Raw genomic sequence first — 19,329 nt, 5'->3', positions numbered from 1 at the left:
GACATCTGTCGCAGTTCGCCACGCGCAGCGATGGATTTCGCCGCAAGCCGATACGCTCGATCGCACGGTGGATCCGCAAAGGGCTCTCGAGAGTATTGGCAGAACGGAATCGTTCTCCTATCGCAGCAACGCCGAGCGCGCCGCGGCGACGGCTGGCTCGACTCACTCCGCTTCGGCGCCTGCGCAGAGCGAATTGGCGCGGGAAACGGCAAAGGCGGCCTACGTCGATTGCCGCCGAGCCCATGCGAATATGGGCTTGCTTGCTTTGCCGATGCTTGCCTACGAGAGGCTGAGCGCTTCGGGCTGTCGATGGTAGCGACGGCTGCGCTTGACGCTACGGTTTGCCGCTGTCGCTCGCCGTCACGGTTAGCGGTTAGGGCTAACCACTGCGGCTTACCGTTGCCGTTCGCCGTTACCCGCGCTCGAACAACGCGATCGATTCGACATGCGACGTATGCGGGAACATATTGACGACGCCCGCGCCCTTCAAGCGATACCCCGCTTCATGCACGAGCAAGCCGGCGTCACGCGCGAGCGTCGCTGGGTTGCACGACACATAGACGATCCGTCCCGGCAGCGATCCCGCCCCGCTTTGGGCGATCTCGGCGAGCGCCTTTGCGATAGCGAGTGCACCTTCTCGCGGCGGGTCGACGAGGAATTTGTCGAACGGCCCGAGCGTGCGCAGATCGTCGGCCGTCACCTCGAACAGATTGCGGCAAGCGAACGACGTATGACCCTCGACGCCATTGACTTTCGCGTTGGCCAGCGCGCGCGACGTCAGCGCCTCGCTGCCTTCGATGCCGACGACTTCGCGCGCCAACCGCGCAAGCGGCAGCGTAAAGTTGCCCAAGCCGCAAAATAGATCGAGCACGCGTTCCGACGGGGCCGGCGCGAGCAGTCGCAGAGCCCGACCGACGAGCACGCGGTTGATCGCATGATTGACCTGGGTGAAATCGGTCGGCTTGAACGGCATGCGAATGTTGAATTCGGGCAACGTGTAATCGAGTTCGACCTCTTTCGGGTAGAACGGCACGGCCGTGTCCGGTCCCTTCGGCTGAACCCAGAACTGCACGCCGTATGCATCCGCGAACGCACGCACCTGCGCCTCGTCTTCGGCTGTCATCGGTTCGAGCACGCGAAGCACGAGCGCCGTCACCGTGGAGCCCACCGCCAACTCGATTTGCGGCAAGCGATCGCGGATCGACAGGCCTTCGACGAGCCGGCGCAGCGGCACGAGCATCGCCGAAACATGAGGCGGAAGCACTTCGCAGCTCGTCATGTCGGCAACATAGCTACTCTTTCTTTCGTGGAACCCGACGAGGACGCCGCCTTTTTTCGCGACATGGCGCACGGTCAACCGCGCGCGGTAACGGTAGCCCCATGACGGCCCGTGGATGGGCCGGAACACGGTCTCGGGCCGGACCTTCGCCAAGTGCCAAAGGTTATCCTCGAGCACGCGCTGCTTGATCGCGACCTGCGCGCGCTCGTCCAGATGCTGCATCGAGCAGCCGCCGCACGTGCCGAAGAACTTGCATTGCGGCGCGGTGCGCATGGGGCTTGCTCGTAAGACGTCGACCACTTGCGCCTGCTCGAAGCTTGCCTTCTTGCGATAGCTCGAGTAAGTCACGCGCTCGCCCGGCAGCGCGCCTTCGACGAAAATGACCTTTCCGGGCTCGCCGCCCTCGGTTGTCAAACGGCCGACGCCACGCGCCTCCATATCGAGCGAGTCGATTTCGATAATAGGGGCTCGAACGGGTTCGGCGGGCGAAGCGCCGCTCTCGCTGCGACGCGCTTTACTACGAGGAAATTCGGACACCTGCGGCTTCCTGGCGGACATGGGACGAAAGGCGAGATTGTAGACGAACGGCGCAACGCAACGGAGGCGACTGTGAAGCTCGTGAGTTGGAATGTGCAATGGGGACGCGATGCCCACGGCCGCGTCGATCTGCAGCGCACTGTCGAACAAGCCCAGCATCTGGCCGATTTCGACGTGATCTGCATGCAGGAAATCACGCGCGGGTTCGGCGTTCTGCCCGGCGGGCCCGGCACCGACCAATTCGCCGAACTGGAGCACGCGCTTTCGGGTTACACCGTGCTCGATGCGATCGGGGCGGACCTGCCGTCGCTCGACGGCTCGCCGCAGCGGCGCCAGTTCGGCAATGCGCTGGCGACCCGATTGCCGGTTTCGCTGGTCATACGCCACTCACTGCCGTGGCCGGCCGATGCCGCCGCTCCCTCGATGCAACGCGTCGCGCTCGAGGCCGTCGTCGAAACGAATGGCGGCGCGCTGCGCATTATCGTCACTCATCTCGAATTTTATTCGCTGAAGCAACGCCTTGCGCAAGTGGACGAACTGCGGCGCTTGCAACAAGAGGCAGCCGATCATGCCGCGCATCCGGCCGCGGCCGAAAACGCTACCGGCCCGTTCGCACCGACGTCGCGGCCTGTCAGCGCGATCGTCTGCGGAGATTTCAATAGCGCGTTCGGCTCGCAGGCGTACCAACGGTTTATCGCACCGCTAGCGGACGCGCCCGGGTTCATCGATGCATGGACCGCGCTGCATCCGGGCCGAACGCCACCGCCCACCGCAGGCGTCTACGACACCCAGCAATGGAGCGAGGGCCCCATGGCCTGCGATTTCGTGTTCGTCACGGAGGACCTGCGCACTCGGCTGCGAAGTTGCGAGATCGATAGCGCGACGCAAGCATCGGATCACCAGCCGATCGTGCTGGAGTTGGATTGAGGCCGCGATGCGCCTGCAGTGGCTCGAGCGCGACGGAACCGCGAACCGCGAACGCCAGGCGACGGCTCGACGCTGCGTCAGTTCGGCGCGGCGCTGCCGCCGGTCGCTTCGCCGAAAGCGGCTAGATATTGCGCCCAATGCGGTGCACTTTCTTGTCCGAGGGACTGTTTGACGAAAGCAATCTCGTCCGCGTACTCATCGGGAGAAAAAGCGCCGCGCATCAGTTGAAAGCGGCAGTAGAGCAAGTAGGTGTTGACGACATCCGTTTCGCAATAATTACGGATTTCTTCGATACGCCCTTCGCGGAACGCCGTCCACACCTGCCCCCCGTCCATCCCGAGCTTGCCGGGAAAACCGCAGAGCTTCGCAAGCGAATCGAGCGGCGCATTGGCGCGCGCCTGGTACATGGCGAGCACATCCATCAGGTCGGTATGACGCGAGTGATACCGGCTGATGTAGTTATTCCACTTGAAGTCGCGATCGTCTTCGCCCAGGTCCCAATATCGGGAGGCGGAAATGCCATGCAGTAACGCCCGATAGTGCAAGACGGGCAAGTCGAAGCCGCCGCCGTTCCACGAGACGAGCTGCGGCGTGTACTTTTCGATGACGCGATAAAACGATTGGATGAGCGCGGCTTCGCCGTCATCGACGGTGCCTAGCGAGCGCACGCGAAACCCAGAACGATCGCGGAAGACGCACGAAATCGCCGCCACGCGTTGCAAGTAGTGCGGCAGGAAGTCGCTCCCGGTTTTTTCACGACGCGCTGCGAAAGCGTATTCGGCCACTTCGGCGTCGGTCATCGAGCCGGGCAGATCGTCTAGACGACGAATGCCGGGGACATCGGGAATCGTCTCGATGTCGAAAACGAGAATCGGGATCATGAACCAGGATTCGTTCCGCAGAGGAAACGCGCCAGCGCCGTCACGCTAAAGGACCGCGTCCTTACGCACACCGTTGGAGGCGAAAAAGCGTTTCAGGCGCACGAGCGCCTCTTGTTGGATTTGCCTCACTCGTTCGCGCGTGAGACCCATTTCGTCGGCCAACTCCTCGAGCGTCGCCGGCTCGATATGGTTCAGGCCGAAGCGCCGCTCGATGACATGCCGATGCTTGTCGGACAAACGCGACAGCCATGCACGCGTCAAGGTTTCCAGTTCGCGGTGCTGCACCTCGGCATCGGGCGATTGGCTTTGATCGTCCGATAGCAGATCCAATAGGCTGCTGGCCGGATCCAAATCGAGCGGCGCATCAAGCGATGCCGTGTGCTCATTGAGTGCCAGAATATCGGTCACTTCGTCGGTGGTTTTACCGGTCAGATACGCGATATCGTCGATACTGGCGTCGCGCCGCTCCACCGGCTCGCCCGAATTCATCGAATTCTTTTCCAGATGGCGCTTGGCGCGCAGCACCTGGTTGAGCTCGCGAATGACGTGGACGGGCAACCGCACGGTGCGGGCCTGATTCATGATCGCCCGCTCGATGCTTTGACGGATCCACCAAGTCGCATAGGTCGAAAAGCGAAAACCGCGCGTGGGGTCGAATTTCTCGATCGCGTGCATGAGGCCGAGGTTGCCCTCTTCGATCAGATCGAGCAGCGGCACGCCGCGATTGAGGTAACCCTTGGCAATGCTGACGACGAGGCGCAGGTTGCGCTCGATCATCACTTGCCGGGCCTCGAACTCGCCGGCCTTGGCCAAACGCGAATAGCGCTGTTCTTCCTCCACCGTCAGTAACGGCTTCACGCTGATGCGGTTCAAATAATGCTGAATCGTGTCGGCAGTCAGCTCCGCCTGCAAGAGCGCCCGGAAATCATCGGGATCGGGCGCAGGCTCCGCCGCTTCTTCTCGCCCCTCGCCCTCCTCGCCGTCTCCGGACGCCGCCTCGGACTCGAACTCGGTTTCGGACTCCGCGGACTCTTCGTCGGGCTCGTGCGTCGAAGCGCCGGCATCAGGCACCCGGTCCTGAGTGACGAGCGTGTCCGTTTCGGCTTGCTGCTTGCGGCGCTTCGATGTCGGCATGGTCGTATCGCTTTATTGCGGCGGCAAGTATGTCTTCGGATCGACAGGTTTGCCCTGCCGGCGGATCTCAAAGTGCAGCATCACGCGGTCGGAATCGCTGTTGCCCATCTCGGCGATCTTCTGCCCCTTCGTCACCGCGTCCCCCTCTTTTACCATCAAAGCGCGGTTGTGTGCATAGGCGGTGAGATACGTCGCGTTGTGTTTGATGATAATGAGATTGCCGTAACCGCGCAGCCCATTTCCCGCATACACGACGCGCCCGTCCGCAGCCGCCTTCACCGCCTCGCCCGGCGTGCCGCCGATGTTCAGCCCTTTGTTGCGGTTGTCGTCGAAGGTGTTGAGAACGTTATTGTGCGGCGAGACGGGCCAAGAGAACGTTATGTTGCCATCGTTCGTGGCCGATGCCGCCGGCGCGCTCGCCGCCGGCTGCGGTGGAATGGTGGTTGCCGTCGAGCCGGGGCCCGTGCCGTAGATCGGCGGCGCCGACGCGTTCGCCGTGGCCGAGGACGTGGCCGGAGCGCCTGCCGTCGACGGCGCCAGCGGCGCGCCTTGGACAGTTCCGCCATTGGTCACGGGCGCCGTGGCCACACCCGGCGTCACCGCCGCGGTGTTCGCGCCCGGAGGTGCGACGCGCAGCAGCTGATCGACCTCGATTTGGTTCGGATTCCCTAGATTATTCCACGCCGCGATATCGCGGTAGTTCTGCCCGTTTTCGAGTGCGATCCGATACAGCGTGTCGCCGGGCTTCACTCGGTAATACCCGGGCGGCGGCGGCCCGAGCGGCACGGCCGGCTGCGACGCGCCGAGAGCCGCCGCGCCCGTGGACAGCGGGCTCGAACGATCGACGACCGGCGCCTGATCGAGCCGCGTCGCGCATGCGGCGAGCGTCGTGAGGGCAAGCGCACAGACGACGCGCTGAGCGGCGGTCGATCGCGCCTGTTCGTTGTTTGTTTGCATCGCGCGCAACGTAAACATCGGTGTCAAATCACTCCGGATTTCAAGGGGACAAAGAAAACACGATCGAGGCGGGACTCCCGCCACTGGTTAGGCGCCACCCGCTCGACGAGCGTCAGAACCTGAGCCGGCCCGCTCTGCGAACCGACCGGCGCAACAAGTCTGCCACCCACTGCCAACTGATCGAGCAGCGCCTGCGGCACATCGAGGCCTGCCGCCGCGATCACGATCGCGTCGAACGGCGCCACGCTGGGCAATCCCATCCGGCCGTCGCCGTAATGCAACCTAATGTTCGGCACCCGCAGCGGCCGCAGATTGAGCTTGGCCCGCTCGTAAAGCGGCTTGATCCGTTCGATCGAATAGACGTCGCGCGCAATGCGGGCCAACACGGCTGCCTGGTACCCGCAGCCGGTGCCGATTTCGAGGACGCGCTCGAGCGGACGGCCCACAGCGGCAAGTTCGAGCATGCGTGCGACGACCGAGGGCTTCGAGATGGTCTGGTGATGACCGATCGGTAGCGCGGCATCCTCGTACGCCTGCGTTGCGAGCCCTGGATCCACGAACATATGACGCGGCACGGCCGCCAGCGCATCGAGCACCCGCGCATCGGCAATGCCATTGCCGCGCAGGCGTTCGACCATTCGCTCGCGCACGCGTTCCGAAGTCAGCGCCAGCGCGCTCGCAAGCGGCACGTTGGGCGCGCCCATTTTGTCGGCGCCATGCGACGCATGCGTGTCAATTCGGCGCGAAGCCGGCTCGCGCGCGGCCAGCGGTTCACGCGTGCGTTCCGTGGCAGGGCGCGGCTTGCGCTCGAGATCGGCCAGCCCGAGCGGAAAGCGCTTGGCGCGTTCGCCTGTCATGAATCGCGACGCCCGGCGCGCGCCCACTCGCGCGTGGAGGCCATCATTTGCGTATGCGTGAGGTCGAGCTGCAGCGGCGTAATCGATACCCGGCCGTTGGCCAGCGCATGGAAATCGGTGCCCTCGGTCGCATCGAGCGCCTCGCCCGAGGGGCCGATCCAGTAGATCGGCTCGCCGCGCGGATTCGTTTGGCGAATCACGGGCTGCGACGGATGCCGCTTGCCGAGCCGCGTCACCTCCCAATCGCCCAATTCCTCGTAAGGCAGGTTCGGAATATTGACGTTCAGCAGCGGGTGCTCAGGCAGCGGGTGCGCCAAAAAGTGGCGAACGATATCGGCCGCAACGCGTGCCGCATCGTCGAGATGCACCCAGTCCTTCTCGACGAGGGAAAACGCGATGGACGGCACGCCGAACATGACGCCCTCCGTGGCCGCTGCGACCGTGCCCGAGTAGAGCGTGTCCTCACCGACATTCTGGCCATTGTTGATGCCCGACACGACCAGATCCGGCTTGTGATCGAGCATGCCCGTCAACGCGATGTGGACCGAATCGGTCGGGGTGCCGTTGACGTAATAGAAGCCGTTGCCCGAGCGCCAAACCGACAGCGGCCGCGCGAGCGTCAGCGAGTTCGACGCGCCGCTGCAGTTTTGCTCGGGCGCCATGACCGTGACCTCGCCGAGCGGCTTGAGCGCATGATAGAGCGCCGCCAGCCCAGGCGCGAGATAACCGTCGTCGTTGCTCAATAGGATTCGCATGCGGCGATTGTAACCGAGGAGCGGGAGCACCTCTACGCTCACGCGAGCGGTCGGGGCCGCGATTTGCTCGTCTCGAAAAGGCACGCTCGTTCGAGTTGATCTACACTGCGTCGACGCGCCCTCCTGCCAAGGATCATCCGATGCGAGCCATTCGCTGCAACCGTCACGGACCGCCTGAAACGCTCCAACTCGAGACGCTGCCGGACCTGCGGCCCGGTCCCGGCGAAGTCGTCGTGGATGTCGAAGCAGCAAGTGTGAACTTTCCCGATGTGCTCGTCATCGAGAACAAATATCAGTTCAAGCCGCCGCTGCCGTTCACGCCGGGCTCCGAGGTGGCCGGGCGGGTGCGGGCCGTGGGCGAAGGCGTGCAGCGCCTGCGCGTGGGCATGCCCGTGGCCGCCTTCACGCGCGTCGGCGGCTTCGCCGAGCAGGCGATCGCTGCGGCCGACGCATGCATGCCGTTGCCCGACGGAGTCGACTTCGCCACTGCGGCGGCTTTCACCCTGGCCTACGGCACCTCGCACCACGCCCTCGTCGATCGTGCCGCGCTGCGCGCCGGTGAAACGCTGCTCGTGCTCGGCGCAGCCGGCGGGGTCGGATTGGCCGCCGTGGAAATCGGCAAGGCGATCGGTGCGCGCGTAATTGCCGCCGCGTCCAGCGACGAGAAGCTCGGGCTCGCCCGCGAGCACGGCGCCGACGCCACGATCTGCTACGGCCGCGAAGATTTGCGCGAGCGTATCGCCGCGCTGACCGACGGCAACGGTCCGGATGTGATCTACGATCCGGTCGGCGGCGCGCTCGCCGAGCCGGCATTTCGCAGCATCGGCTGGCGCGGACGATACCTCGTCGTCGGTTTCGCGAGCGGGGACATTCCGAAGCTGCCGCTGAACCTCGCGCTGCTCAAAGGCGCGAGCATCGTCGGCGTCTTCTGGGGAGAGTTCGCCAAGCGCGAACCGCAACACCATGCGCAGGCGTTCGCCGAACTCTTACGCTGGCTGAACGATGGCAAGTTGCGGCCGCACATCAGCGCGCGCTATCGGCTCGAGGACACGCCGCGGGCGTTGGCGGTGATGGCGCAGCGGCGCGTGACGGGCAAAATCGTCATTACGCCGTAGGCGCATGCGCCGCGCCCGACCGACCCGGACGAACGCAGCCGCCCGGGCGCCGCATGCGGACCTTAGACGACCTTGCGCTCGCGCAAGCCCCGGATCGCCGCGGCGTCGTAGCCGAGCGAGCCGAGCACCTCGTCGGTATGCTCTCCCAACGCCGGCCCGAGCCAGCGGGTGCCGCCGGGCGTCTCCGATAGCTTGGGCGTCACGTTCGGCAACGCTATGTCGAGCCCGTCTTGCCACTTGAAGTGCTCGATCATCTTGCGCGCCGCGAATTGCGGATCGGCGAACATGTCGGCCGCGCTATATATACGTCCCACCGGCACATCGGCGGCGTTGAGCACCTCGAGCGCTTCGTCGATCGTGCGATCGGCCAGCCAAGCCCCGATCGCATCGTCGATCTCGCGTGTGCGCGGCACGCGCCCGTCGTTGTGCGCCAGCGCGGGGTCCTCTGCCAAATCGGGGCGCTCGATCGCCAGCATCAAACGCTTGAAGATCGGGTCGCTGTTGCCGCCGATCACCAAGCTGCCGTCCTTGCACGGATACGTATTGGACGGCACGATGCCGGGCAACGAAGCGCCGGTGCGCTCGCGCACGGCGCCATAAACGCCGTACTCCGGCACGATGCTCTCCATCATGTTGAAGACGGCTTCATAGAGCGCAACATCGACGACCTGCCCTTTTCCGCCGTTCGCTTGCCGATGGTGAAGCGCCATGAGCGCGCCGATCACCGCATGCAGGGCCGCGATCGAATCGCCTATCGAGATGCCGATGCGCGGCGGCGGCAACTCAGGATAGCCGGTGATATGGCGCAGCCCGCCCATCGCCTCGGCGATCGAGCCGAAGCCGGGCCGATCGCGATAGGGCCCGGTTTGCCCGTACCCCGACAAACGCACCATGACGAGGCCGGGGTTGCCGGCGCTCAGCGCGTCATAGCCGAGGCCGAGCTTTTCGAGCAGGCCCGGACGGAAGTTTTCGACGACGATGTCCGCTTCGCGCGCAAGTTGTAGCAGTATCTCCTTGCCCTCCGGCGCTTTGAGGTTCAGCGTCATCGATTTCTTGTTGCGCGCCTGCACGGCCCACCACAATGAGGTTCCGCCCGCCTCGGGATACAGCATGCGCCACTTGCGCAGCGGATCGCCGCCATTCGGATCCTCGATTTTGATGACTTCGGCACCGAACTCGCCGAGCAAGCGCGAAGCAAACGGCCCCGCGATCAGCGTGCCGAGTTCGAGCACCTTGACGCCCGCGAGCGGGCCGGTCGATGCGCTCATGTCGATCTTCTCCTCAATCCAAGAATGTGGGACGAAGGGTAGGCGGCGCCGCGCTGCGTAGCAGGACAGCGCGGCTTACTACCGCGATGGGCTACAGCGAGCGTCGATCCAGCACCGCGCGAGCAATGGTGCCCGCATCGACGTATTCGAGCTCGCCGCCCACCGGGACGCCGCGCGCGAGGCGCGTCACCGTCAGCGCCCGCGCTTTGAGCGTTTGCGCGAGATAGTGAGCCGTAGCCTCGCCTTCGTTCGTAAAGTTGGTCGCGAGCACGACTTCCTTGACGACGCCGTCCGAGGCTCGCTTGACCAGACGGTCGAAGTGGATCTCCTTCGGGCCGATTCCATCGAGCGGGCTCAAACGCCCCATCAGCACGAAATAGAGGCCGCGGTAGGTCAACGTCTGCTCGAGCATGATCTGATCGGCAGGGGTCTCGACGACGCACAGCAGCGTCGGATCCCGCGACTCGTCGCTGCAGACGTCGCAAACGCGCGCCTCGGTGAACGTGTTGCACTTTTCGCAATGGCGCAAATGCTCGGTCGCGAACAGCAGCGAGCGGCCGAGGCGCTCGGCCCCTTCCCGATCGTGTTGCATCAGGTGATAGGCCATGCGCTGCGCGGACTTCGGTCCGACGCCAGGCAGTGCGCGCAGCGCTTCGACGAGCGCAACGAGAGCGGAAGGCTGTTTCATATCAGTCGTCAGTACGCGCCGCACCAAAAAGACGCCCGTGCAAGCAGCGAGGCCGCGAAGGGATTTCCTCCAAGCGCTCGCGGGCGCCGGCTGCGCCCAAGCGTCAGAACGGCAGTTTGAACCCGGGTGGCAACGGCAAACCTGACGTCATGCCGCTCATCTTTTCTTGCGCCGTCGCTTCGGCCTTGCGCACGGCATCGTTGAAAGCGGCCGCAACGAGATCTTCGAGCATATCCTTGTCGTCGGCGAGCAGGCTCGGGTCGATCGACACGCGGCGCACGTCGTTCTTACAGGTCATCGTCACTTTCACGAGGCCGGCGCCGGACTGGCCCTCGACCTCGATCTGCGCCAACTGTTCCTGCATCTTCTTCATGTTTTCCTGCATCTGCTGGGCCTGCTTCATGAGCCCGGCGAGTTGGCCTTTCATCATGGTTATGCTCCTTCGATCGTGGTGTCGTTACTTGCGGCCCTCGCGTCGATGCGACGCCGCCAATGAGTGGTTGGGAAGCGAAGTATCTGGTTAGCCGCGGCGCGCCGCTTCGCGCGGACGGCGGCTCAATGCGCGCCGGCTCCCGCCTCGGCGTCGGGTGCGAGCGGCTTGACCGAGCCCGGCACGATGCTCGCGCCGAAGTCGCGAATCAACGACTGGACGAACGGATCGGCGCCGATCTCGCGCTCCGCCTCACGTTGCCGCTCGGCGCGAGCTGCCGCGTCCAGCACGGCCGCCGTGCGGCGCGCGGGACCGACCGTGACGCGCACTTCGAGGGGTTTGCCGAGCGTCTCGGCAAGCGCCGTCTTAAGCTTCGCCACCTGAGCGGCGTCGGCATACTGCGGCACTGGAACGCTCAGCGACAGCGTGTCGCCGGCCAGTTCAGTCAATTCGCTATTGAAGGCCAACTGATGCGCCACGCCCGTCAAGCCAAGACTGCTCGCCAGAGCCGGCCAGTCGCCCGTGAAGCCGATGGCATCGAGCGCCAGCGGCGGCGGCAGCTTGCTCAAATCGACGGATGGCGTCGTCGGTGCGGCGGGTGCGTCCAAGCGCGCGTCGAGCCGGACGTCGTCGGGACCGGCGCCGAATGCGGGAGTGAAGCCATCGTCGGGCATCCCGGAGAAATAATCGTCCTCCGATGAGGGCGGCGGGTAGTCGCCCATCGGGGGCATGTCGTCCCATGGCGCTGGGGCCAAAGCCGATGCGGGCGGATGCGCGCTCGGCTGCGGCTGTGTTTCGACTCGGCGCGGACGCGGCGTAGGCACGACGACGGGCGCACGCGGCGCCGCGCTTTTGGCTGGTACAACCGCGGCCGGTTTGGCAGCCGTTTTGCCGCGGTCGGTGGACACGCGCAGGCCGGCATTGCGCAGCACGTCGAGCGCTGCGCTCGCGCCGCCTCCTCGCGTGCGCGTTTGGTCGTCCAGCGGCGGCGCGGCTTGCGTGGCCGCCTCGCGCGGATCTTCTGTGCGTGACGGTTCGATGCTGGTTGCCCGTGCCTGCGTTGCCTCGCGCCGACCTTGTGCGCTGGGCGGTTCGATGTCGGTTGCCTGAGCTCGCGCCGCCTCGCGCGGACCTTGCGTATTGGGCGGCTCGACGTCATTGGCCTCTGCCTGCGTCGCCTCGCGCGAAGGTTGCGGGCGTGGCGGCGTGTCGATGTCTGGCGCGGCATCGAGCGTATCGTGACCGTCGGCGCCGCTCGGCGTGAGCACGCGAGCGCCGAGCCGTGCATCGCCAGCAGGCGGTTCGGCAGCTTGCGACGACCGCGTATCCGCGCCGGCGCTGGCCGCGTGCGCACTCGGCGCGCTGCGATGCGCCGGTGCGGCCAGCTCTTCGCCGGCATCGCGCGAAGCGGCGGGATCGAGGCTCGTCTCCACCGGCGCACGAGCCGCGGACGGCTCCGGCAACCGACGCGCCGAGGCGCGGACATCCGGGACCGGCGGCATGGTGCGGGCCGCGGGCGCGGCGGCCACGGCTTGCGCCGCCCCGGCCGCATTCGCCTGCGCAGTCGCGGCGGCGCGGCGGCTCGGCCCGGCGGGCGACGCGCCCGCGCTCTTGGACAACGGCCCCGCTCCCGATCCGGGCGGCAGCGCCGGCTCGAAAGCGAGCATGCGCAACAGCGTCATCGTGAAGCCCGCGTACTCGTCCGGCGCGAGCCCAAGCTCGGCGCGTCCGAGTGTCGCAATCTGATAGAACAATTGAACCTGTTCCGGCGTTAGCGCCTGCGCAAAACGCCGCAGGTCGGCCGCGTCGGGCCATTCGTCGAGAACCGACGCCGGCGCGAACTGAGCCCAGGCCACACGATGCAGCAAACTCGCCAAATCTTGCAGCGCGGCGGAAAACGACAAGCTGCGCAACGCCATTTCGTCGGCCACCGACAGGACGAGCGAGCCGTCGCCGGCCACGATCGCATCGAGCAGTCGAATCAGATAGCTCTGATCGAGCGCGCCCAGCATGCCGCGCACCGCTTCCTCGCTGACTTGATTGGCCGAATAGGCGATGGCCTGATCGGTCAACGAAAGCGCGTCGCGCATGCTGCCCTCGGCCGCCCGCGCGAGCAAACGCAGCGCTTGCGGCTCGAACGCGATCTGCTCGGCCGCGAGAATCTTTTCCAGATGACTCACGATGTGCCCGGCCGGCATCTGCTTCAAATTGAATTGAAGACAGCGCGAGAGCACCGTCACCGGGATCTTTTGCGGATCGGTGGTTGCGAGGATGAACTTGATGTGCGGCGGCGGCTCTTCCAGCGTCTTGAGCATCGCGTTGAACGCGTGGTTCGTCAGCATGTGCACTTCGTCGATCATATAGACCTTGAAGCGCGCATCGACGGGCGCGTACACCGCGCGCTCGAGCAGCGCGGCCATCTCGTCCACGCCGCGATTGCTCGCTGCATCCATTTCGACGTAATCGACGAACCGCCCTTCGTCGATCTCACGGCACGCGCGGCAGACGCCGCACGGCGTAGCCGTGATACCCGTCTCGCAATTGAGCGCCTTGGCGAAAATGCGCGACAGCGTGGTTTTGCCGACGCCGCGCGTTCCAGTGAACAGATAGGCGTGGTGCAGGCGCGCGCCGTCGAGCGCGTGCGTGAGCGCGCGCACGACGTGTTCCTGGCCGACGAGCGAGGCGAAATCCCTCGGTCGCCACTTGCGTGCGAGAACTTGATAGGTCATCGCGAAATTGTATCAGCAACACCGCGGCGTCAATGCAACCCCGTGCGCGGCTCCAAGCAAGCGAAGGCGCGAGCGACGACACGAAACGGGCGCGACGCCGCTCGAGCGCACAGACGACCTTTCGATGGCGAGACGCTCGATGAAAAGAAAGGAGAAACGGCAAGGCCCGCACGGCAAAACAGCGGCGAGGAAAGCACGGTGAAAATTTCGGAAACGAGGTGCTGCGAAGACACAGAAGAGATACAGCGAAGAAGCGAAGCGAGGAGAAGCGAAGCGAGGAGAAGCGAAGGTGACGAGCCCGACCCTCGGCACTGGTGGAAAACGGCTGTGGCTGCTTCGTTCCCGACCTGACCAGGTTGACCGCCCCTCCATGCGAGGAGGCCCGTCACGAAGCATTCTATCACCGAGTGCCCCCGCGCGCGACTGCCGAGCGCGGATTTCTTTCCGAGCGCCGGCCAGCAGGCGCGCGCGATGGCGCTCTCGTGGGCGCTATCGCTTTGCACGAGGCATAGCAATTTGGGCTAATATGACAAACAGACGACCCGCAAGCGAGCCCAGCGCATCGGCCGGCTCGCGCGCTTTCCTGCAAAACGAGCGCCGTATGCACTGCCGGGCAAGTTCGACAGCTCGCTCGCGCTCGGAACGATTTCCCGTTTTGGTGTATCGTTGCGAGCAATTTCAGACGCGGGCCTCGAACCCGAAGAGGTACTTTTACATGAGCGAACAAATCAAGCACATCAGCGACGCATCGTTCGAACAGGATGTCGTGAAATCCGACAAGCCAGTGCTCCTCGATTTTTGGGCCGAGTGGTGCGGCCCGTGCAAAATGATTGCCCCGATCCTGGACGAAGTCGCCAAGGATTACGGCGACCGTCTGCAGATCGCGAAGATCAACGTGGACGAGCACCAATCGACGCCGGCCAAGTTCGGCGTGCGCGGCATCCCCACGCTGATCCTGTTCAAGAACGGCGCGGTGGCTGCGCAGAAGGTCGGCGCATTGTCGAAGTCGCAATTGACGGCATTCCTCGACAGTCACCTGTGATCGGCGCGGGCCGGGCCTGTTGCAACTGGACAACAAGCCCGGCCCGCGGCAGCGCGTCCGTCTGGACAGCTGCCCGCGTATGCTATGCTAGAACCATAAGACTTCAAGACGTATAAGTCTCTGAGCGGTTCCGCTCAACTCTCCTCCCATATTTCTTTTCGTCGCATCTTCTCCCCGGCGGGATCTCCGTATGCATTTATCCGAGCTTAAGTCTCTGCACGTGTCTCAATTGATCGAGATGGCGAATGGCCTCGAGATCGAAAGCGCGAACCGTTTGCGCAAGCAAGAACTGATGTTCGCCATCCTGAAAAAGCGCGCCAAGACCGGCGAGACTATTTTCGGCGACGGCACGCTCGAAGTGCTGCCCGACGGCTTCGGCTTTCTGCGTTCGCCAGAAATGTCCTACCTCGCAAGTACGGACGACATCTACATCAGCCCCTCGCAAATCCGGCGCTTCAATTTGCACACCGGCGACACGATCGAAGGCGAAGTGCGTACGCCGAAGGACGGCGAGCGCTATTTCGCGCTGGTCAAGGTCGACAAGGTCAATGGCCAGCCGCCCGAGGCCTCGAAACATAAGATCATGTTCGAGAACCTCACGCCGCTGCACCCGAACAAGCCGCTCCTGCTCGAGCGCGAAATGCGCGGCGAGGAAAACGTCACGGGCCGCATCATCGACATGATCGCCCCCATCGGCAAGGGCCAGCGCGGCCTGCTCGTGGCGTCGCCGAAGTCCGGCAAAACGGTCATGCTTCAGCACATCGCGCATGCGATCAAGCAGAACCACCCCGACGTCGTTCTGTTCGTGCTGCTGATCGACGAGCGCCCCGAGGAAGTGACGGAAATGCAGCGCTCGGTGGCCGGCGAAGTCATCGCATCGACCTTCGACGAACCGGCCACACGCCACGTTCAGGTGGCCGAAATGGTCATCGAGAAGGCCAAGCGCCTCGTCGAGATGAAACACGACGTCGTCATTCTGCTCGATTCGATCACGCGTCTGGCTCGCGCGTACAACACCGTCATCCCCGCATCGGGCAAGGTGCTTACCGGCGGTGTCGACGCCAATGCGCTGCAACGCCCCAAGCGCTTCTTCGGCGCGGCTCGCAACATCGAGGAAGGCGGTTCGCTGACCATCATCGGCACGGCGCTCATCGAAACGGGCAGCCGCATGGACGACGTCATCTACGAGGAGTTCAAGGGCACGGGCAACATGGAAGTGCATCTCGAACGGCGCCTCGCTGAAAAGCGCGTGTACCCGTCGATCAACCTGAACAAATCGGGCACGCGCCGCGAAGAGCTGTTGATCAAGCCCGAGATTCTTCAAAAGGTCTGGGTGCTGCGCAAATTCATCCACGACATGGATGAAGTCGAAGCGATGGAGTTCTTGCTCGAGAAGGTTCGCCAGACGAAGAGCAACTCCGAGTTCTTCGATATGATGCGCCGCGGCGGATAACGGCAACCGCCGCCCGCTATTGCCGTGAGGGCGGCGCCCATCGGCCCTTGCCTGTCTCTCGATGCTCACCAAGCTTACGCACTGGCTCGATGCGCGCCGTCGCGAGCGCGCACTGCGTGAGCACGCCATCGACGACGAACTATGGCAAGCCACGCTGAAGGGCTTGCCTTTTCTCAGCTACCTGAGCCCCGCCGATTGCGTTCGGTTGCGTGAAACGACGAGCCTGTTCATCGCGCAGAAAGAATTCTCGACGGCCCACGGTCTCGAGCTGACCGACGAAATCGTCGTCGGCATCGCCGCCCAGGCATGCCTGCCCGTGTTGAACCTGAGCCTCGATCTCTATCGGGGCTGGGTAGGCGTGATCGTCTACCCCGGCGAGTTCGTGATTCGCAAAACCGTGGAAGACGAAGATGGCGTCGTCCACGAGGTCGAGCACGACGCAAGCGGCGAGGCATGGGAAGGCGGGCCAGTCGTCCTTTCGTGGGAGGACGCACAACTAACGGACGGACGCGATGCCTACAACGTCGTCATCCACGAGTTCGCCCACAAAATCGACATGTTGAGCGGCGCAGCGGACGGCCATCCCCCGCTCTTTAGGCGCTGGCATGCACCATTGGACGCCCAACGCTGGGCGGATGTGTTCGACCATGCCTACGACCGTTTTTGCGCGGACGTCGATGCGGTCCCGCGCCGCCGCTGGGCGCGCTTCGAGCGCGAATCGCTGATCGACCCGTACGCGGCGGACCACCCCTCCGAGTTCTTCGCAGTCTGCAGCGAAGCGCTGTTCGTCCAGCCGCAGGCGTTCGAAACCCAATACCCGGAGCTTTACCGCTTGCTCGCGCGTTACTACCGCCAGGATCCCGCGGGCACCGGCATTCTCGCCCAGGCCTGAGCGCAGGCGAAAATTCGTCAACCAACTGATTTTCTGGCATAATCGCCGTTTTTCGACCTTAGGCAAGTGGCTCGCGCCTTGGGCGTGCCGTGCGTTGGCTCCTCGGGGCCATATATTGCCGGCGCCACAGCGTGGGTTGGCTACCGCCCGACCAAAGGAAACACCATGAAACAAGGCATTCACCCCGATTACCGCGAAGTCGTTTTCCACGATCTGTCGAACGGCTTCATGTTCGTGACGCGCTCCACGATTCAAACGCGTGAAACGGTCGAGCACAACGGCAAGACCTACCCGCTCGCTAAGATCGAAGTCTCGTCGGAATCGCATCCGTTCTACACGGGTCAGCAAAAGATCATGGACACGGCTGGCCGCGTCGAAAAGTTCAACAAGAAGTTCGGTGCTCGCGCAGCCGGCAAGGCCGCGAAGTAAGCACTCGCCGAAATACGCATCCGGCCTCGGGCGGATGCAACCTCAAGGGCAGCGATGGCTGCCCTTTTTCATTGCTGCAGCGATCGCGCACGCGCACCGCATGGCAGGCGGCGCGCGGCGCGACTACAATGCCGGATCGCGCGCCCAGAGGCGAGCGCCCCATCAGCATGACAACCGCCGTTCGAAATCCGCTCCGCCTGCATGAGACCTGTCGTCCGCCTCACCGCCTCCGCCACGCGCGCCCTTCCGCGCTGGCTGTTGCTCACGCTTTGCATCGTCTATGCAGCCTTTGGCCTGTTCGGCCGGGATCCGTGGAAAAACGAGGACGCCGCGGGTTTCGGAGTCATGTGGACGATGGCTGGCGGCAACGCGCACGACTGGCTTTTACCGAACCTCGTCGGCAAATTCATCACCGATGACGGCCCGCTCGGCTATTGGCTCGGCGCGGCCTGCATCCGCGCGCTCGGGCCGTGGATAGACGCGGCCGATGCCTCGCGGCTTGCGACGGGCGTGCTGTTTTGCGCGGCCTGCGCGTTCGTCTGGTACGCCGCCTATTTGCTTGGCCGTCGCGCCGAGGTTCAACCGTTCAAGTACGCGTTCGGCGGCGAACCGGAGCCGCGCGACTACGGGCGCACGCTTGCCGACGGCGCGCTCTTGATTCTCGTCGCCTGCTTCGGCCTCGCCGAGCGCGGGCACGAAACGACGCCGCAGCTATCGCAGTTCGTCGGCACCGCCATGCTCGTCTACGGGATCGTACGCGGGATCGACAAGCCGCTGCAAGGGGCGCTCTGGTGGGCGAGCGCAATCGGCGTCCTGGCTTTGTCGGGCAACCCGCTACTCGTGGTCGCGCTCGTTGCGAGCACCGTCGTCATGTTCTGCGTCGTGTCCGAGATGCGCTCGCCTTGGCTGCCGCTCGTGGGGTTGCCGATCGCCGTGGCGCTGTCGCTGGCTTGGCCGCTCGCGATCTTGCACGCCTATCCGGACGATGCGCGCTGGTTCCTCCAGCAATGGGTCAACGGCAGCATCAATCGATTCACCGCGCCGTCGGGGCACGTCTGGCTGTACGCGTTCAAGAACCTGCCGCTGTTCACCTGGCCCGCGTGGCCGCTCGCGTTGTGGGCCTGGGTCAGCTGGGGCGGCGTGCGCCGCAAGCCGCACGTCGCGATTCCCGTGTTCGTCGCCATTCCGCTGCTCGTTCTTGCGGTCTTGCAAAGCCACCAAACGAACCGGCTCTATATTCTGCTGCTGCCGCCGCTCGCGACGCTGGCCGCGTTCGCGCTGCCCACGCTCAAGCGCGGCGCGATCAATGCGTTCGATTGGTTCGCCGTTCTGAGCTTCTCCATTCTCAGCATCTTCGTCTGGCTGGTCTGGCTCGCCGCGCAAACCGGCTTCCCGCACCCGCTCGCCCGTAATCTTTCCCGCCTCGTGCCCGGGTTCGAGCCGCAGTTCAACGTTCTATCGTTCCTGTGCGCCATCGTCGCGACCGTTTCATGGCTGGCGCTCGTTCGTTGGCGCATCGCCCGTCATCCGAAGGTGCTTTGGCGCAGCGTCATCCTCTCGAGCGCGGGCACCACGCTGATGTGGGTATTGCTGATGACGCTATGGCTGCCGATGGTCAACTACAGCAGGACTTATCGCGACGTGGCATTGCAAATCGCCGAGCACCTTCCCGACGATTACGTCTGTATTTCCCCGGTCCGGCTTGGCGATGCGCAGTTGGCTTCTTTTTCCTATTTCGCCGATATGCAGTTTTCGTTCAACGAGGACTGCGACGTGCTGCTGCGGCAAGACAGCGCCGATTTCAGCGCGCCCAGCCCCATGCTGAACTATGCATGGAAGCTCGTGTGGGAAGGCCGGCGCGCAGCGGACCGCGACGAACGCTTCCGGCTATATGTGCGCGTCGATCGCCCAGCGCCAAAGATCGCACGGCATCGACACCCCACTCGCAAACGCTGA

General features: G+C 64.4%; 17 protein-coding genes and 1 other RNA gene. 7 read left to right on the top strand and 11 right to left on the bottom strand.

Going from position 1 to position 19,329, the window contains the following annotated elements; genetic code table 11:
* Window positions 1-412: 412 nt before the first annotated feature.
* A complete protein-coding gene (gene rlmD, locus MMB74_RS02505) occupies window positions 413-1,816 on the bottom strand; it encodes a 23S rRNA (uracil(1939)-C(5))-methyltransferase RlmD (protein WP_277427003.1) in 1,404 nt (467 codons plus the stop codon).
* Between the two features lie 72 nt (window positions 1,817-1,888).
* Here rlmD and MMB74_RS02500 point away from each other — a divergent pair, with 72 nt between their 5' ends.
* Window positions 1,889-2,743, top strand: coding sequence for an endonuclease/exonuclease/phosphatase family protein (locus tag MMB74_RS02500; RefSeq protein ID WP_277427002.1), 855 nt, complete (start codon window positions 1,889-1,891; stop codon window positions 2,741-2,743).
* A 77-nt stretch (window positions 2,744-2,820) separates the two neighbouring features.
* On the opposite strand, the gene MMB74_RS02495 is transcribed toward MMB74_RS02500, so the two are convergent.
* Genes MMB74_RS02495 through surE form a run of 5 tightly spaced genes read right to left on the bottom strand, consistent with a single transcriptional unit; the run spans window position 2,821 to window position 7,327 of the window.
* Window positions 2,821-3,624, bottom strand: coding sequence for a 3'-5' exonuclease (locus MMB74_RS02495; RefSeq protein WP_277427001.1), 804 nt, complete (start codon window positions 3,622-3,624; stop codon window positions 2,821-2,823).
* A gap of 45 nt (window positions 3,625-3,669) precedes the next feature.
* Window positions 3,670-4,758, bottom strand: a complete 1,089-nt coding sequence (gene rpoS / locus MMB74_RS02490; RefSeq protein ID WP_277427000.1) for an RNA polymerase sigma factor RpoS — start codon at window positions 4,756-4,758, stop codon at window positions 3,670-3,672.
* Between the two features lie 12 nt (window positions 4,759-4,770).
* Window positions 4,771-5,733, bottom strand: a complete 963-nt coding sequence (locus tag MMB74_RS02485; protein ID WP_277426999.1) for a peptidoglycan DD-metalloendopeptidase family protein — start codon at window positions 5,731-5,733, stop codon at window positions 4,771-4,773.
* Window positions 5,734-5,738: 5 nt separating this feature from the next.
* On the bottom strand, window positions 5,739-6,572 hold the full coding sequence (locus tag MMB74_RS02480) for a protein-L-isoaspartate(D-aspartate) O-methyltransferase (protein WP_277426998.1): 834 nt from the start codon (window positions 6,570-6,572) through the stop codon (window positions 5,739-5,741).
* Entirely contained in the window at window positions 6,569-7,327 is a 759-nt protein-coding gene (gene surE, locus MMB74_RS02475; RefSeq protein ID WP_277426997.1) for a 5'/3'-nucleotidase SurE, read from the bottom strand. Before surE ends, MMB74_RS02480 begins: the two co-directional genes overlap by 4 nt.
* A gap of 140 nt (window positions 7,328-7,467) precedes the next feature.
* Between surE and MMB74_RS02470 the strand changes: the two genes are divergently transcribed.
* On the top strand, window positions 7,468-8,442 hold the full coding sequence (locus MMB74_RS02470; protein ID WP_277426996.1) for an NADPH:quinone oxidoreductase family protein: 975 nt from the start codon (window positions 7,468-7,470) through the stop codon (window positions 8,440-8,442).
* A 62-nt stretch (window positions 8,443-8,504) separates the two neighbouring features.
* Here the strand turns inward: MMB74_RS02470 and MMB74_RS02465 are convergent, their stop codons facing one another.
* The 5 genes from MMB74_RS02465 to ffs all read right to left on the bottom strand — a co-directional run bounded on the left by MMB74_RS02465 (window position 8,505) and on the right by ffs (window position 13,944).
* Window positions 8,505-9,710, bottom strand: coding sequence for a CaiB/BaiF CoA-transferase family protein (locus MMB74_RS02465; protein WP_277426995.1), 1,206 nt, complete (start codon window positions 9,708-9,710; stop codon window positions 8,505-8,507).
* A 91-nt stretch (window positions 9,711-9,801) separates the two neighbouring features.
* Window positions 9,802-10,398, bottom strand: coding sequence for a recombination mediator RecR (recR, locus tag MMB74_RS02460; RefSeq protein WP_277426994.1), 597 nt, complete (start codon window positions 10,396-10,398; stop codon window positions 9,802-9,804).
* Between the two features lie 103 nt (window positions 10,399-10,501).
* Complete coding sequence (locus MMB74_RS02455; protein ID WP_277426993.1) at window positions 10,502-10,828, bottom strand: YbaB/EbfC family nucleoid-associated protein; 327 nt, start codon at window positions 10,826-10,828, stop codon at window positions 10,502-10,504.
* Window positions 10,829-10,953: 125 nt separating this feature from the next.
* A complete protein-coding gene (locus MMB74_RS02450; RefSeq protein WP_277426992.1) occupies window positions 10,954-13,557 on the bottom strand; it encodes a DNA polymerase III subunit gamma/tau in 2,604 nt (867 codons plus the stop codon).
* 288 nt (window positions 13,558-13,845) lie between these two features.
* Window positions 13,846-13,944, bottom strand: an RNA gene (ffs, locus tag MMB74_RS02445) — signal recognition particle sRNA small type.
* A gap of 328 nt (window positions 13,945-14,272) precedes the next feature.
* On the opposite strand from ffs, the gene trxA reads away from it, so the two are divergent.
* The 5 genes from trxA to MMB74_RS02420 all read left to right on the top strand — a co-directional run bounded on the left by trxA (window position 14,273) and on the right by MMB74_RS02420 (window position 19,329).
* On the top strand, window positions 14,273-14,599 hold the full coding sequence (trxA, locus tag MMB74_RS02440; RefSeq protein WP_102647006.1) for a thioredoxin TrxA: 327 nt from the start codon (window positions 14,273-14,275) through the stop codon (window positions 14,597-14,599).
* A gap of 190 nt (window positions 14,600-14,789) precedes the next feature.
* Entirely contained in the window at window positions 14,790-16,052 is a 1,263-nt protein-coding gene (rho, locus tag MMB74_RS02435; protein WP_277426991.1) for a transcription termination factor Rho, read from the top strand.
* Window positions 16,053-16,113: 61 nt separating this feature from the next.
* Window positions 16,114-16,944, top strand: a complete 831-nt coding sequence (locus tag MMB74_RS02430; RefSeq protein WP_277426990.1) for a M90 family metallopeptidase — start codon at window positions 16,114-16,116, stop codon at window positions 16,942-16,944.
* 165 nt (window positions 16,945-17,109) lie between these two features.
* Window positions 17,110-17,373: a type B 50S ribosomal protein L31 gene (locus MMB74_RS02425; protein WP_277426989.1), complete on the top strand. Its 264-nt coding sequence runs from the start codon at window positions 17,110-17,112 to the stop codon at window positions 17,371-17,373.
* Between the two features lie 201 nt (window positions 17,374-17,574).
* Window positions 17,575-19,329 (top strand): glycosyltransferase family 39 protein, encoded by a 1,755-nt coding sequence (locus MMB74_RS02420; protein WP_277426988.1) that lies wholly within the window; start codon window positions 17,575-17,577, stop codon window positions 19,327-19,329.

The organism is Trinickia sp. Y13 (assembly GCF_029522115.1).
Taxonomy (GTDB): domain Bacteria; phylum Pseudomonadota; class Gammaproteobacteria; order Burkholderiales; family Burkholderiaceae; genus Trinickia.
This window is presented reverse-complemented; position numbering and strand designations above follow the sequence as displayed.

Coding starts and splice junctions, on each gene's coding strand:
- MMB74_RS02495 (WP_277427001.1), bottom strand. CDS start 3,624: ATGATCCCGATTCTCGTTTTCGACATCGAGACGATTCCCGATGTCCCC.
- rpoS (WP_277427000.1), bottom strand. CDS start 4,758: ATGCCGACATCGAAGCGCCGCAAGCAGCAAGCCGAAACGGACACGCTC.
- MMB74_RS02485 (WP_277426999.1), bottom strand. CDS start 5,733: ATGTTTACGTTGCGCGCGATGCAAACAAACAACGAACAGGCGCGATCG.
- MMB74_RS02480 (WP_277426998.1), bottom strand. CDS start 6,572: ATGACAGGCGAACGCGCCAAGCGCTTTCCGCTCGGGCTGGCCGATCTC.
- surE (WP_277426997.1), bottom strand. CDS start 7,327: ATGCGAATCCTATTGAGCAACGACGACGGTTATCTCGCGCCTGGGCTG.
- MMB74_RS02470 (WP_277426996.1), top strand. CDS start 7,468: ATGCGAGCCATTCGCTGCAACCGTCACGGACCGCCTGAAACGCTCCAA.
- MMB74_RS02465 (WP_277426995.1), bottom strand. CDS start 9,710: ATGAGCGCATCGACCGGCCCGCTCGCGGGCGTCAAGGTGCTCGAACTC.
- recR (WP_277426994.1), bottom strand. CDS start 10,398: ATGAAACAGCCTTCCGCTCTCGTTGCGCTCGTCGAAGCGCTGCGCGCA.
- MMB74_RS02455 (WP_277426993.1), bottom strand. CDS start 10,828: ATGATGAAAGGCCAACTCGCCGGGCTCATGAAGCAGGCCCAGCAGATG.
- MMB74_RS02450 (WP_277426992.1), bottom strand. CDS start 13,557: ATGACCTATCAAGTTCTCGCACGCAAGTGGCGACCGAGGGATTTCGCC.
- trxA (WP_102647006.1), top strand. CDS start 14,273: ATGAGCGAACAAATCAAGCACATCAGCGACGCATCGTTCGAACAGGAT.
- rho (WP_277426991.1), top strand. CDS start 14,790: ATGCATTTATCCGAGCTTAAGTCTCTGCACGTGTCTCAATTGATCGAG.
- MMB74_RS02430 (WP_277426990.1), top strand. CDS start 16,114: ATGCTCACCAAGCTTACGCACTGGCTCGATGCGCGCCGTCGCGAGCGC.
- MMB74_RS02425 (WP_277426989.1), top strand. CDS start 17,110: ATGAAACAAGGCATTCACCCCGATTACCGCGAAGTCGTTTTCCACGAT.
- MMB74_RS02420 (WP_277426988.1), top strand. CDS start 17,575: ATGAGACCTGTCGTCCGCCTCACCGCCTCCGCCACGCGCGCCCTTCCG.